We start from the raw sequence: 13,750 nt of genomic DNA on the forward strand, positions 1-13,750 counted from the left end.
GAGCGGCAGCGGGTTACTCGGCCGCCACCTGCTCCAGCGCCGGGTAGTCGGTATAGCCTTCGTCTCCGCCGCCATAGAAGGTTTCCGGATTGCCTTCGTTCAGCGGCGCGTCTGCTGCCAGCCGGTCCACCAGATCCGGGTTGGAGATGAAGGGGCGGCCGAAGGCCACGAGGTCCGCCTCGCCGGATGCCGTGCGCGCCAGCGCGGTTTCACGGTCATAACCATTGTTGGCCATGTAGGTGCCGGTATAAAGCTTGCGCAGCGCCTCGAAATCACCGTCACGGGCGCCGCCGGTCTCCCCTTCGACCATGTGCAGATAGGCCAGGCCATAACTGTTCAGACGCTGGATGAGCGGCGTGTAAAGCCCCACGGGATCGCTGTCCGAGACATCGTTGAAAGTGGCAAAGGGCGACAGGCGCAGGCCAATGCGGCCGGCCTCCCAAACCGTCAGCAGCCCGTCCAGGATCTCGAAAACGATCCGGGCGCGGTTTTCCGGCGATCCGCCATAGGCATCGGTGCGGGTGTTCACCCCGTCCTTCAGGAACTGCTCCAGCAGATAGCCGTTGGCCGCATGCAGTTCGACCCCGTCAAACCCCGCGTCCTTGGCGTATTTTGCGGCCTGCCTATAGTCGGCGACCACCCGCTGAATGCCTTCTGCGCTCAGCGCCTGCGGCTTGGCGGTCGGCTCAAAACCATTGTGGGTGAAGGTTTGGGCCTCTGCCGCGGCATCGGTGGAGGACACCGCCGCAGTGCCCTCGGACAGCAGCGAGTCATGCGTGATCCGCCCGACATGCCACAGCTGAATGACGATCTTGCCGCCCTTTGCATGGACCGCATCGGTGACCTTGCGCCAGGCCGCGGCCTGCGCCGCGGTGTGGATGCCCGGTGTCTGGATATACCCCTTGCCCTCGGGGCTGATCTGGCTGCCCTCGGTGATGATCAGGCCGGCGCCCGCCCGCTGGGCATAGTATTCCGCATGCCGGTCCAGCACCTCGCCGGTCTGGTCGTCGGCCCGGTTGCGGGTCAACGGCGCCATGACGATGCGGTTGTTCAGCTCGATTGCACCAGCAGTGCTGGCGGAAAACAATTCTTGGCTCACGGGGATATCCCTCCGGTCAAAGTTTCCAGCAACAGGAATGTTGCCCGAAAGGAGCTGTGCATCCCGCCGCTCCCTTTCAACCCTCCAGTCTCAGGAATGTTGACTGCGGACGGATTTTTTCTTGACCCCTGCAGCTGATGTCCCTGGAAACCGGCAAAATATCCTGCGCAGTCAGGATGTTAAAAGGCCGCCCCGAAGGGCGGCCCATGCATCGTTCACAAAAAGATGTGCTCCAGCAGCCGACCTGCAAGGGTCACAACCGCTCGATATCGCCCTGCGCGCGGGTGTCGTGGAAGTCCTTCTGCCAGGCCTCGAACGTCCCGGCGGCAATCGCATCCCGCATTCCTCCCATGATTTCCTGGAAGTAATGCAGGTTGTGCCAGGTCAGCAGCATCCCCGAAATCATCTCGTTGGAGCGGAACACATGGTGCAGATAAGCGCGGGAGTAGTTCGAGCACGCCGGGCAGCTGCAATGCTCATCCAGCGGCCGCGGGTCGTCCTGATGGCGGGCGTTCTTGATGTTCACGACGCCGTAGCGGGTGAACGCCTGCCCCGTGCGGCCGGACCGCGACGGCAGCACGCAGTCCATCATGTCGATACCGCGGGCCACGGCGCCGACAATGTCGTCGGGCTTACCCACCCCCATCAGGTAGCGCGGCTTGTCCTCGGGCAGGAAACCGGGGGCGTAGTCCAGGCAGTCGAACATCGCCTGCTGCCCCTCGCCCACGGCCAGGCCGCCGACCGCGTAGCCTTCGAAGCCGATCTTCTTCAGCGCCTCGGCGCTTTCCTCGCGCAGGTCCTGCTCCAGCCCGCCCTGCATGATGCCGAACAGCGCATGACCCGGACGGTCGCCGAACGCCTCCCGGCTCCGCTCCGCCCAGCGCATCGACAGCCGCATCGACTCGGCAATCCGGTCGCGCTCCGCAGGCAGTGCCGGGCATTCGTCGAAACACATCACGATATCACTGCCCAGCAGCCGCTGGATCTCCATCGAGCGCTCCGGCGTCAGCTCATGCTTGGAGCCGTCGACGTGGGATTTAAAGGTCACGCCCTTCTCGGTGAGCTTACGCAGGCCTGCCAGCGACATCACCTGAAAGCCGCCGCTGTCGGTCAGGATCGGGCGCTCCCAGTTCATGAACTTGTGCAGGCCGCCCAGCCGGTCGATCCGCTCCGCTGTCGGGCGCAGCATCAGGTGGTAGGTATTGCCGAGCAGGATGTCGGCCCCGGTTGCGCGCACGCTTTCCGGCATCATGGCCTTGACCGTTGCGGCCGTCCCAACCGGCATGAAGGCAGGGGTGCGGATCTCGCCGCGCGGCGTATGGATGACGCCGGTGCGCGCTTTCCCGTCCGTTGCTTTCATTTCGAAGTTGAAAAGGGTAGCCATATCGTATTCCTGCGCTTCTCTGCCGCAAATCCGCCGCGGCGATTCCCCCTAATGCCAAGGAGCCCCGCGTATGTCCACAGCCGACCCTGCACCGCAATTGAAACTCGGTTGGGAAGAATGGGTCAGCCTGCCGGACCTGGGGCTGCCTGCGCTGCGGGTCAAGGTCGACACCGGCGCCCGCACCTCGTCGCTGCACGCCACCGGGATCGAAACCTTCGGGCCGCAAAAGGCGCCCAAGGTGCGCTTCATGGTGCACCCGATTCCGGGCCAGTACGACCTGGAAATCCCCTGCTCCGCGGTGATCAAGGACCGCCGCGAGGTGACGTCGTCCAACGGTGAAAGCGAGATGCGCTACGTGATCGAAACGCCGATCGAGATCGGCGGCGAGTCCTGGCCGGTGGAACTGACGCTCACTGACCGGCGCGGCATGGCCAAGCACATGCTGCTGGGCCGCCAGGCGCTGACCGAGAATGTGACCGTGGTGCCGGGTGAGCGCATGTGCCAGCCGGAGCTGGACTATTCCGTCTATGCCTCGGCCAATATCCGCAAGTCCGCCCCCAAGCGCGCCCTGCGCATCGCCGTCCTCAGCCGTGAGGACAATTATTCCACCCGCCGCCTGGTGGAAGAGGGCGAAATCCGTGGCCATACCGTGGAAGTGATCAACACCACCCGCTGCTACATGGCGCTGAACGCGCTGGCGCCGGAAATCCACTATGACGGCAAGCGCCTGCCCCGCTACGACGCGGTGATCCCGCGCATCGGCGCCTCTGTCACCCAGTACGGCACCGCGCTGCTGCGCCAGTTCGAAACGCTGGGCACTTTCTGTGTCAACGGCTCCGAGGGCATCACCGCCAGCCGTGACAAGCTGCACGCGCATCAGATCCTGGCGCGCCACAAGATCGGCATGCCCGCCACCGCCTTTGCCGCCTCGCCCAAGGACACCGGCAGCCTGATCCAGATCGTCGGCGGCGCGCCCCTGATCGTGAAGCTGCTGGAAAGCACCCAGGGCAAGGGTGTGGTGCTGGCGGAGACAAAGAAAGCCGCGGAAAGCGTCATCACCGCCTTCCGCGGCCTCAAGGCAAACTTCCTGGTGCAGCAGTTCGTCAAGGAGGCCGCAGGCGAGGACATCCGCTGCTTCGTGGTCGGCTCCAAGGTGGTCGCCTCGATGAAACGCTCCGGCGCTGAGGGCGACTTCCGCTCCAACCTGCACCTTGGCGGCAGCGCCGAGGCGGTCCGCATCACCAAGGAGGAACGCGCCACCGCGGTGCGCGCCGCCAAGGCCTTCGGCCTCAATGTGGCGGGCGTCGATCTCCTGCGCTCGGAAAACGGCCCCAAGGTGCTGGAGGTGAACTCCTCCCCCGGGCTGGAAGGGATTGAGAAGACCTCGTCCAAGAACATTGCCGGCCTGATCTATGCCGAGATCGAGAACCGGGTGCGCCCGGCGCCGCTGCGGCGACTGAAACCCACCAGCAGTTGACGGCACACAGCAGGCCCATCCGGGCTTGCCAGCCTGCTTTTCCGGGCGTCATATACACCCGTAACATCTTGAAACCGCCGCTGCCGGAACCCATTTGTATACCATTGCACACAACGGGGCATGTCATTGAACAAGGCCAAGACACCTGGCGCACAGTCCCCGTCCGGCGGGCCGCCGGATCCGGGCGCCCAGGCTGCGCCCGCCGCCGCTGCGGCCCCCGCTGAACAACCAAAGGAAATTTACATGACCGAAGACCTGATCCTCGACCTCCTGTCCGGCAATATTCTTTATTTGCTGGGGGCCGTGCTGCTGATCATCGTGATCCTGAAGGGGATCAAGATCGTGCCGCAGTCGGAGAAATACGTGGTCGAACGCTTTGGCCGCCTGCACTCGGTGCTGGGGCCGGGTATCAACTTCATCGTGCCCTTCCTCGACGTGGCCCGCCACAAGATCTCTATTCTGGAGCGCCAGCTGCCGAACGCCACCCAGGACGCGATCACCAAGGACAACGTGCTGGTGCAGATCGACACCTCGGTGTTCTACCGCATCCTGGAGCCGGAAAAGACCGTCTACCGGATTCGCGACGTGGACGGCGCCATCGCCACCACCGTGGCCGGCATCGTGCGCGCCGAGATCGGCAAGATGGACCTGGATGAGGTGCAGTCGAACCGGGCCCAGCTGATCACCCGCATTCAAGAGGCGGTTGAGACCGCCGTGGACGACTGGGGTATCGAAGTGACCCGCGCCGAAATCCTGGACGTGAACCTGGATCAGGCCACCCGTGACGCGATGCTGCAGCAGCTGAACGCCGAACGCGCCCGCCGGGCGGAGGTCACCAAGGCCGAGGGCCAGAAACGCGCCGTCGAACTGCAGGCCGACGCAGAGCTTTACGCCGCCGAGCAGACCGCCAAGGCCCGCCGCATCCAGGCCGAGGCTGAGGCCTACGCGACCCAGGTGGTGGCCAAGGCAATTGCCGAAAACGGGCTTGAGGCGGCGCAGTACCAGGTGGCGCTGAAACAGGTGGAATCGCTCAATGCGCTCGGCAACGGCGACGGCAAGCAGACCATCGTCGTGCCCGCCCACGCGCTGGAGGCCTTCGGCAATGCCTTCAACCTGCTGAAAGGAGGCAAGTGATGGACACTCCCTTCTGGGCCTTGTGGTGGGTTTGGGGCGCCGGCGCGCTGGCGCTGGCGATCCTTGAGGTGCTGGTGCCGGGCTTCGTGTTCCTCGGCTTTGCCATCGGCGCCGCGGTGGTGGCCCTGCTGCTGCTGGCCGGAGCCGGTTTCAGCCTGCCGCCGCTGCTGCTGATCTTTGCAGCGCTGTCACTGGCGGCCTGGCTGATCATGCGCAAGTTCTTCGCCCTGCCCAAAGGCCAGGTGAAGACCTTCAACCACGACATCAACGATTGATCCTGCCGCCTTCCATGCCGGGTATGCTTGCGCGGCAAACCCGGCATTCGCTGCCTCCGCTCCAGTGCAGGCCCTTGGGACCGCACCGGGCCGCCTGAAACGCTGAAATCCAGGACAGCTTGCACCAGCGCAGCAATCCCGTTTGAATGACCGGACCTTTGGAAGGGAACTCGCAGGATGATTGCCTATGTCACGGTCGGAGCGAATGACATCGCGCGTGCAAAAGAATTTTACTCCACCATCCTGCCCGCCCTCGGTTACGGACTGGAGGAAGGGCCTGAAGGGTTAAGCTACGCACTGCCGGCCGTACCCGGCCAGTCTCCCGTTTCACCTGACTTCTACGTTAAGCCAACCTTTGACGGACACGCGGCCTCGGCCGGCAATGGCTCTATGGTCGCCTTCGAGGCGCGCAATCAGAAACAGGTTCGCACCCTTCACGCCGCCGCGCTTGCCGCCGGCGGCTCCTGCGAGGGCCCGCCCGGATTTCGCGCCGCTTACGGGCCCCGGTTCTATGTTGGCTACCTTCGCGACCCGCAAGGCAACAAGATCGCGCTTTTCTCCAGCAATCCGAACGAGCCGGGGCGAGACGGATAACGCGGGCTGCACAGGCGGCCTGAAGGATGAAAGGAACAGCGGCTGAGGGCAATCCGGCCTGCAGAAAACATTAGACCCTGCGCCCGGCCTCAGAACCGGAACCCCACCCCCGCCAGCAAACTATGCGTCACCGCATCATGGCGGAAGAAACTGGCGGTGCCGCGGGCGCCCTCCTCGTACTCCACCCCCAGTCCGCGGTACATGACGTAGATCGAGGCCCGCTCCCAGCGGTCATAGATCACCCCGCCCATTGCCGACCAGCTCTCATCGGAATCGCCGCCCAGACCGATGTCGGCCTCCAGCGCCAGGCTGATGTCATCCGACAGGCGGCGCTCCCAGCGGAAGCCCGCAATCGGGTCGGTCCAGTCGGCGCCGCGCCGCAGGGTGCCGCCGGTCAAGGCAGCGGTCACATCCACATCCCAGTGGCGCAGCCCCCCGAACACCTCGAACCGGTTGCGTCCCTGGCCGAACCGGTAGGCCACCACCGCCTCGCCCAGGTTCTGGTCAAAGCGCACGGAAGCCGGTCCCGTATCGGTTGCCCCGTCGGCATCGGCATCCAGTATCGAGTACCGCAGCCGGAATCCGAAATTGCTGCTGTGAAACCCCTCGAACTGCAGCATCCCCCCTGCGCGCAGCTGGTCGAAGGCATCGCCGGCATCGATCTCGACATCGCCGCCGGCGAGGCCCAGTTCGGTGGTGCTGTCGATCGAGGGTGCAAGGACAAAGGGCGTCAGCTGCCACTGCCAGCTGTCCTGGGCGCCGGTCGGCGCGGCAGGTGTCAAAACCGCAGCGGCCGCCAGCATAATGCGTGCGAAAGCGCGATGGACTGCAGTCAGCTCAGGCATGGCTCCTCCCCGGATCCGCCCAGACCTCTCCACGGCCGGCAATTGAATACCGGTCCGCTGCAGCCTGGCAGCCTTCACAAAAACATTATGGGGAAACCACAACTTAGCGCGAATCCGGGCGCAAATCAAATATTGACATTGCAGAACAGGCATATCTTCGGCGCCTTAGCGCCTGCCGCCTCTGGACGCCGGGGCGCTTATTTCCTATATAAATCGTCGGAAAATAGAACCGGGATCCTCATGACCAACCCTGCCGAACCGCTCGAAGGCGCCCCGCTGATCGCGCCCTCCTCCGTCAGCCACCCGCTGTACGAAGCTGTGACCGATGCCTGCCGCACCGTCTATGACCCGGAAATCCCGGTGAACATCTACGAGCTGGGCCTGGTCTACACCATCGACATCAATGACGAGAACGACGTGAAGATCATCATGACCCTGACCGCGCCGGGCTGCCCGGTGGCAGGCGAGATGCCGGGCTGGCTGGTCGATGCGGTGTCTCCGGTGCCGGGCGTCAAGAGCGTCGATGTCGAACTCACCTGGGAGCCGCCCTGGGGGATGGAGATGATGTCCGACGAGGCGCGCCTCGAACTGGGCTTCATGTAGGGTCCTGACCCCAAGCACCGCATCAGTTGTCATGGGAATTTGATGCGCCCGTCATACGGGCGCAATCCGGCTGTTACATTCGCGCGGTTATCTCGGCGCAAATTTTGACCAACCGGAGAATTTTCCAATGCGCCTTGCTCTGCCCGCGGCAGCTGCCCTGCTTGTGTCCACCGCCGCCTTCGCCGGCAATCCGCCCGTGGCGGCGGATGCGGGCCTCAGCTACGGCCCCCGCCCCGCCTATCTGATCTCCAAGCTGCCCGAGGGCGCGCTGAAAGAGAAGCTGCAGTCCTGCCTGGGCCAGGCACCCCAGCGCACCGATTTCTCCATCGGCCACCGCGGCGCGCCGCTGCTGTTCCCGGAGCACACCGTCGAATCCAACATCGCCGCCGCCCAGATGGGCGCGGGCATCCTGGAATGCGACGTAACCTTCACCAAGGATCTGGAGCTGGTCTGCCGCCACGCCCAGAACGACCTGCACACCACCACCAACATCCTGACCTCACATCTGGCGGACACCTGCGTCACGCCTTTCACGCCTGCAGAAGGTGAAACACCTGCCGCTGCCGAGTGCCGCACTTCTGAGATCACCCTGGCCGAATTCCGCAGCCTGCAGCCCAAGATGGACAGCGCCAACAAGACGGCCCTGACCGCCGCGGCCTACCAGGGCGGCACCGCGGACTGGCGCTCAACCCTGTTTGCCGGCGACGCCACCAGCATTACCCACGCGGAATCGATCGAGCTGTTCAAATCGCTTGGCGCCAAGTTCACCCCGGAACTGAAGTCGCCCGCGGTGGAAATGCCCTTCAACGGCTTCAGCCAGGCCGACTACGCCCAGAAGCTGATCGACGAATACAAATCCGCCGGCATCCCCGCTTCGGACGTCTGGGCGCAAAGCTTCAACCTGGACGACGTGCTCTACTGGATTGAAAACGAACCGGAATTCGGCAAGCAGGCAGTGTTCCTCGATGCCAGCTACGACCTCGAAGGCTTCGACCACAATAACCCGGACACCTTCCCGCATGACTTCGCAGAGCTGCACGCCAAGGGCGTCAACTACATCGCCCCGCCGATGTGGATGCTGGTCACCTCTGAAAACGGCAGGATCGTTCCCTCCGCCTATGCCAAGGCCGCCAAGGCAGCCGGCCTCAAGCTGATCACCTGGACCCTGGAACGCTCCGGCCCGCTGGCTTCGGGCGGCGGCTGGTACTTCCAGTCAGTCAAGGACATCACCACGGACGACAGCATGTATTACCAGCTCTTGGACGTGCTGGCCCAGGATGTCGGGGTCGCGGGGGTGTTCTCCGACTGGCCCGCCACCACCACCTATTACGCGAACTGCATGGGGCTCTAGCACCCGTCCCTCCCCAAAAGACGGATACCCCATCACCGGCCGCCTCCCTGCCCAGGAGGCGGCCTCTTTTAATTCTGCATATCGGTTATATCTTATGCTTCCCTGTCGCATCCGGGGTTGAGCCGCCCCGGCAGTCATCCTAGATAACAAGGGAAGCGCAAGGAGACATACATGTTCGGCATTCCCGGCAAACAGGCGGTGACCATGACGCCCAAGGCTGCGGCCCAGATCGCCAGGCTGATGGAAAAGGACGGCCGCGCCGGCCTGCGCATCGGCGTCAAGAAGGGCGGCTGCGCCGGCATGGAATACACCATGGAATACGTCGACCAGGCCGACCCCAATGACGAGGTGGTGGAACAGGACGGCGCCCGCATCCTGATCGCGCCGATGGCGCAGATGTTCCTGTTCGGCACCGAGATCGACTATGAGGTGACGCTCCTGGAAAGCGGCTTCAAGTTCAACAACCCCAATGTGTCCGAGGCCTGCGGCTGCGGCGAGTCGATCTCCTTCAAGGAAGCGCCCGGCACCTAAGCGGGGGCTTCAGCGAAGATAACACCGGGCGGGGCTTTCCCCGCCCTTTGCTTTTCAGACCGGCGCGCAAGCGAATTGCGCCGCCCCGCCGCCGGTGCTACCAGTCACGCCCAAACAGGACATTCGGAGGCACCCCCATGCGGCGGAAACTGGCAGCAGGCAATTGGAAGATGAACGGCACCGGCGAAAACCTCGCTGAACTGGCGGCCCTGGCGGAAAGCCATGCCTCCCCCGCCGCCGATATCCTGATCTGCCCGCCTGCCACCCTGCTGTCGCGCGCCGCGGATACCGCCCGGGGCAGCGCCGTCGCCATCGGCGGCCAGGACTGCCACGCAAACGCCTCCGGCGCCCACACCGGCGATCTGTCGGCCGCCATGCTCAAGGACGCAGGCGCCTCTGCCGTGATCCTCGGCCACTCCGAACGCCGCGCCGACCACGGCGAAAGCGACGCCCAGGTCTGCGCCAAGGCAGAGGCCGCCATCGCAGAAGGCCTCACCGCGGTGATCTGCATCGGCGAAACCCTGGCGGAACGCGAGGCCGGCGACACTTTGAAAGTGGCCGGAAGCCAGCTGGCCGGCTCCGTCCCGGCCAATGCCACGGGCGAAAATACCGTGATCGCCTATGAACCGGTCTGGGCCATCGGCACCGGCAAGGTCCCGACGCTGGAGCAGATCGCCGAAGTCCACGACTTCCTGCGCGCCGAGCTCACCGCCCGCTTCGGCGCGGAAACAGCAGACAGCATCCGCCTGCTCTACGGCGGCTCGGTCAAGCCGTCCAACGCTGCGGAGATCTTCGCCGTCTCCAACGTCGACGGCGCGCTTGTGGGCGGCGCCAGCCTCAAGGCCGCGGATTTCTCCCCGATCATCGCCGCGCTGGAAACCAGCTGACATACCGCTGCGGCGCGGGCTTCGGATTTGAGTATTTCCCGAAAGGTGAAACTCAGGCAGTTTTCACCTTTGCCTAAATACTCCGGGGTGAATTGGCCCGAAGGGACAAGAGGGGCAGCGCCCCTGCCCTGAAACGAAAAACGCCCCGGTCTCCCGGGGCGTTTTCTTTTCGCTCAAAGCTACTTCGTTATGATCTCCGGCCCCATCACCGCGTTCGGCAGCACGGTGGACAGCCAGGGCACATAGGTGATCAGGATCAGGAACACGAACAGCACCGCCAGGAACGGCAGCGCCGCCCGCACCACCCCCATCATCGGCATCCCTGCCACGCCCGAGGTCACGAACAGGTTCAGGCCCACCGGCGGGGTGATCATGCCGATCTCCATGTTCACCACCATGATGATGCCCAGATGGATCGGGTCGATGCCCAGCTCGATGGCAATCGGGAACACCAGCGGCGCCACGATGACCAGGAGGCCCGACGGCTCCATGAACTGGCCGCCGATCAGCAGGATCACGTTGACGACAATCAGGAACATCACCGGCCCGAAGCCCGCCGACAGCATCGCATTGGCGATATGCTGCGGCACCTGCTCATCGGTCAGCACATGCTTCAGGATCAGCGCGTTGGCGATCACGAACAGCAGAGTCACCGTCAGCTTGCCCGCCTCGAACAGCGTGTGCTTGGTGTCGCTGTGGAAGAACGCCGTCACCAGTGCATAGGGCTTTTTGATCAGCGGCGTCTTGGCCTCGCCCTCGCCGTTCGACAGCGGCCCCATGTCCTTGTAGACGAAGCTCGCGATCAGGAAAGCATAAACCGCCGCCACCGCCGCCGCTTCGGTCGGGGTGAAGATGCCGCCATAGATGCCGCCCAGAATGATCACGATCAGGAACAGCCCCCAGCCGGCCTCGCGGCCCGAGGTGATGATCTCGCTCCAGCCCTTCCACTCGCCCTTGGGCAGGTTCTTGACCTTGGCCATCACATAGATGGTGACCATCAGGAACAGACCGGCCATCAGGCCCGGAATGACACCGGCCAGGAACATCCGCCCGACGGAGACCTCGACCGCCGCCGCATAAACCACCATCACGATCGACGGCGGGATCAGGATGCCCAGCGTGCCTGCGTTGCAGATCACGCCTGCCGCGAACTCCTTGGTGTAGCCCACCTGCCGCATGCCCGCGATCACGATGGAGCCGATGGCCACCACAGTCGCCGGAGACGACCCGGACAGCGCGGCAAACAGCATACAGGCAAACACACCCGCAATCGCCAGACCGCCCGGCAGATGGCCGACGCAAGCGATGGAGAAGCGGATGATCCGCCGCGCCACGCCGCCCGTCGTCATGAAGCTGGAGGCCAGAATGAAGAACGGGATAGCCAGCAGGGTAAAATGCCCCTCGAAGGCTTCAAACAGCGTGCCTGCGACAGAGGCCAAGGAGCTGTCGGAGTAGATCAGCAGAAAGATGGTCGAGCTGAGGCCCAGCGAGACCGCAATCGGCACCCCGATCAGCAACAGGCCGATCACCATCGCAAAGAGGATTACCACTTCCATCAGTCATGCTCCCCGCGCTGTGCCTGCACTTCTGCAATTTCGTCTTCGACCTCGTGGCTGGCGACCAGCCGGTCGGCCTCGCCGCGGGCGATTTGGAATGCCGCCTGGATGAAGCGGAACACCAGAAGCAGCATCGACACCGGCAGCACCACATAGGGCACCACCTTCGGCAGCTTCTCGTAAGGATCGCCGTAGTTGATCAGGTCCTCCAGGAACTTGAACACCGCGACCATCGGCACGTCCTGCACCTCATAGAAACTCTGCGAGCGGGCCTTCATATCGAACCCGGTCGGGAACCATCGGCCCGAGGTGGGCGGAAGATCTGCAAACACCGCCCAGTAGTCATAGGCGCCCTTCAGCAAGAGCAGCGAAAACACGATGCAGCAGGCGGCGGCAAACAGGCCCACCGCCTTGCGCGCGCCGGGCGCCAGCATGTTGACGATGGCATCGACGCCCAGATGCGCATGGGTTTTCACCGCGTAAGACGCGCCCAAGAGCACCAGCCAGGCAAACAGGAACACGGTCAGTTCCAGCGCCCATAGAATGTTGGAATTGAACACGAAGCGCGCGATCACATTGGCGAAGGTAATCGCCGTCATCAGCCCCAGAAGGAGCGCGATCAGGGTTTCTTCGAGTGAATTGATAAGCCCGCTCGGGCCGGTTCTGGACCCCGCCATGGCTGCCTCCCAAGTTTTGCGGAAAGGGGTGCAGGCGGCGGTTCCCCGCGCCGCCCGCGGTCAGGAGGCCCCTCAAGCGGGCCTCCCGGGCAGGCCTGTCTTACAGGCCCGCGTTGATGGCTTGCGCCGCGTCGATCTTCTCTTGGCCGACGTCGCCTGCGAATTTCTCCCACACAGGCTTCATCGCCTCGACCCAGGCCGCGCGCTGCTCAGGGGTCAGCTCGCGCACCACGCCGCCGGCGTCGATGATCGCCTGGCGCGCCTCGCCATTCACCTTGGTCGACTCGGCGTTGCGTACCGCGGTCACCTCATTGAGGATGGTCAGGAACTGGTCGCGCACCTCAGGCTCCAGGCTGTCCAGCCAGTCGACGGAGGTCACCACCAGATAGTCCAGCGCGCCGTGGTTGGTCTCGGTGATGCCGTCCTGCACCTCAAAGAACTTCTTGCCGTAGATGTTGGACCAGGTGTTTTCCTGCCCGTCCACAACACCCTGCTGCAGCGCGCCGTAAACCTCAGAGAACGCCATTTTCTGGGGCGAACCGCCGATCGCTTCCATCTGCGCCACCAGCACGTCAGAGGACTGCACTCGGAACTTCAGCCCGTTGGCGTCTTCCGGCGCCACCAGCGGCTTGTTGGCCGACATCTGCTTCATGCCGTTGTGCCAGTAGGCCAGCCCCTGCAGGCCGCGGCGCTGCATCGAGTCCAGCATCTCCTGGCCGGTCTCGGAGGCCTGGAAGGCATCCACGGCCTCGATGCTCTTGAACATGAACGGCAGGTCGAACAGGCGGAACTGCTTGGTGAACTTCTCGAATTTCGACAGCGACGGCGCCGCCAGCTGCACGTCGCCCTGCAGCATCGCTTCCAGCACCTTGTTGTCGTTGTACAGCGTGGAATTCGGATAGACCTCCAGGCACATGGTGCCGTTCATCTCTTCGTTCACACGCTTTTCCAGCAGCGCGGCGGCAATCCCCTTGGGGTGCTTGTCGGTGTTGGTGACGTGGCTGAACTTCACCACGATCTCGCCGTCGTCGCAGGCGGCGCTTGCGGCGCCTGCGGTCACAGCCAGAGCCAGTGCGGCGGCAGTAGTGGTCAGGAATTTCATGGTCTTCTCCTCCCAGAAAAATCGTCTGTAAATCCGATGGTGCGCTCAGCGCAGGGCTGAGGCCTGGCAAGAGCATCCCAAGTTGCGGAAAACCGCTCAACAGTTGATTCGGGAATCACGATGCCGCGGGATTTTCCGCATTTTTGCATAGGCTTACGGACCGGCCAAATTGGATCCGCGATGCGCCTTCCGCAAGCTGTGCGAAATCCCGCACAGGGCTTTCCGGGCTTTGTGC

14 protein-coding genes are annotated in these 13,750 nt (G+C 63.8%); 8 read left to right on the forward strand and 6 right to left on the reverse strand.

Annotated features, from left to right (window positions below; genetic code table 11):
• Positions 1-13: 13 nt before the first annotated feature.
• Entirely contained in the window at positions 14-1,099 is a 1,086-nt protein-coding gene (locus tag AB1A62_RS02995) for an alkene reductase (RefSeq protein WP_366659808.1), read from the reverse strand.
• 253 nt (positions 1,100-1,352) lie between these two features.
• Positions 1,353-2,483: a tRNA guanosine(34) transglycosylase Tgt gene (gene tgt / locus AB1A62_RS03000; protein WP_366659810.1), complete on the reverse strand. Its 1,131-nt coding sequence runs from the start codon at positions 2,481-2,483 to the stop codon at positions 1,353-1,355.
• Between the two features lie 70 nt (positions 2,484-2,553).
• On the opposite strand from tgt, the gene rimK reads away from it, so the two are divergent.
• From rimK to AB1A62_RS03020, 4 genes are all read left to right on the forward strand, one after another.
• Positions 2,554-3,960, forward strand: a complete 1,407-nt coding sequence (rimK, locus tag AB1A62_RS03005) for a 30S ribosomal protein S6--L-glutamate ligase (protein WP_366659811.1) — start codon at positions 2,554-2,556, stop codon at positions 3,958-3,960.
• A 243-nt stretch (positions 3,961-4,203) separates the two neighbouring features.
• Positions 4,204-5,094 carry an SPFH domain-containing protein gene (locus tag AB1A62_RS03010; protein WP_366659813.1) on the forward strand — a complete coding sequence of 297 codons (891 nt, stop codon included), beginning with the start codon at positions 4,204-4,206 and terminating at the stop codon, positions 5,092-5,094.
• On the forward strand, positions 5,094-5,369 hold the full coding sequence (locus AB1A62_RS03015; protein WP_366659814.1) for a hypothetical protein: 276 nt from the start codon (positions 5,094-5,096) through the stop codon (positions 5,367-5,369). The genes AB1A62_RS03010 and AB1A62_RS03015 overlap by 1 nt, the downstream gene beginning before the upstream one ends.
• 177 nt (positions 5,370-5,546) lie before the next feature.
• Positions 5,547-5,963, forward strand: coding sequence for a VOC family protein (locus AB1A62_RS03020; protein ID WP_366659815.1), 417 nt, complete (start codon positions 5,547-5,549; stop codon positions 5,961-5,963).
• 89 nt (positions 5,964-6,052) lie between these two features.
• On the opposite strand, the gene AB1A62_RS03025 is transcribed toward AB1A62_RS03020, so the two are convergent.
• Positions 6,053-6,808: a hypothetical protein gene (locus tag AB1A62_RS03025; protein WP_366659816.1), complete on the reverse strand. Its 756-nt coding sequence runs from the start codon at positions 6,806-6,808 to the stop codon at positions 6,053-6,055.
• Positions 6,809-7,048: 240 nt separating this feature from the next.
• On the opposite strand from AB1A62_RS03025, the gene AB1A62_RS03030 reads away from it, so the two are divergent.
• The 4 genes from AB1A62_RS03030 (at position 7,049) to tpiA (ending at position 10,180) form a co-directional block, all read left to right on the forward strand.
• Positions 7,049-7,411 carry an SUF system Fe-S cluster assembly protein gene (locus AB1A62_RS03030; protein WP_174144936.1) on the forward strand — a complete coding sequence of 121 codons (363 nt, stop codon included), beginning with the start codon at positions 7,049-7,051 and terminating at the stop codon, positions 7,409-7,411.
• Between the two features lie 127 nt (positions 7,412-7,538).
• Positions 7,539-8,762 (forward strand): glycerophosphodiester phosphodiesterase family protein, encoded by a 1,224-nt coding sequence (locus tag AB1A62_RS03035; RefSeq protein ID WP_366659817.1) that lies wholly within the window; start codon positions 7,539-7,541, stop codon positions 8,760-8,762.
• A gap of 171 nt (positions 8,763-8,933) precedes the next feature.
• Complete coding sequence (locus tag AB1A62_RS03040) at positions 8,934-9,293, forward strand: iron-sulfur cluster assembly accessory protein (RefSeq protein WP_366659819.1); 360 nt, start codon at positions 8,934-8,936, stop codon at positions 9,291-9,293.
• A gap of 137 nt (positions 9,294-9,430) precedes the next feature.
• Entirely contained in the window at positions 9,431-10,180 is a 750-nt protein-coding gene (gene tpiA / locus AB1A62_RS03045; RefSeq protein WP_366659820.1) for a triose-phosphate isomerase, read from the forward strand.
• A 179-nt stretch (positions 10,181-10,359) separates the two neighbouring features.
• On the opposite strand, the gene AB1A62_RS03050 is transcribed toward tpiA, so the two are convergent.
• The 3 genes from AB1A62_RS03050 to AB1A62_RS03060 form a co-directional block, all read right to left on the reverse strand.
• A complete protein-coding gene (locus AB1A62_RS03050) occupies positions 10,360-11,736 on the reverse strand; it encodes a TRAP transporter large permease (protein WP_366659822.1) in 1,377 nt (458 codons plus the stop codon).
• Positions 11,736-12,413 carry a TRAP transporter small permease gene (locus AB1A62_RS03055; RefSeq protein WP_366659823.1) on the reverse strand — a complete coding sequence of 226 codons (678 nt, stop codon included), beginning with the start codon at positions 12,411-12,413 and terminating at the stop codon, positions 11,736-11,738. The genes AB1A62_RS03050 and AB1A62_RS03055 overlap by 1 nt, the downstream gene beginning before the upstream one ends.
• Positions 12,414-12,513: 100 nt before the next feature.
• Entirely contained in the window at positions 12,514-13,515 is a 1,002-nt protein-coding gene (locus AB1A62_RS03060; RefSeq protein ID WP_366659824.1) for a DctP family TRAP transporter solute-binding subunit, read from the reverse strand.
• Between the last annotated feature and the right edge of the window lie 235 nt (positions 13,516-13,750).

This window comes from Leisingera sp. JC11 (assembly GCF_040704725.1).
In the GTDB taxonomy this organism is placed as follows: Bacteria; Pseudomonadota; Alphaproteobacteria; order Rhodobacterales; family Rhodobacteraceae; genus Leisingera.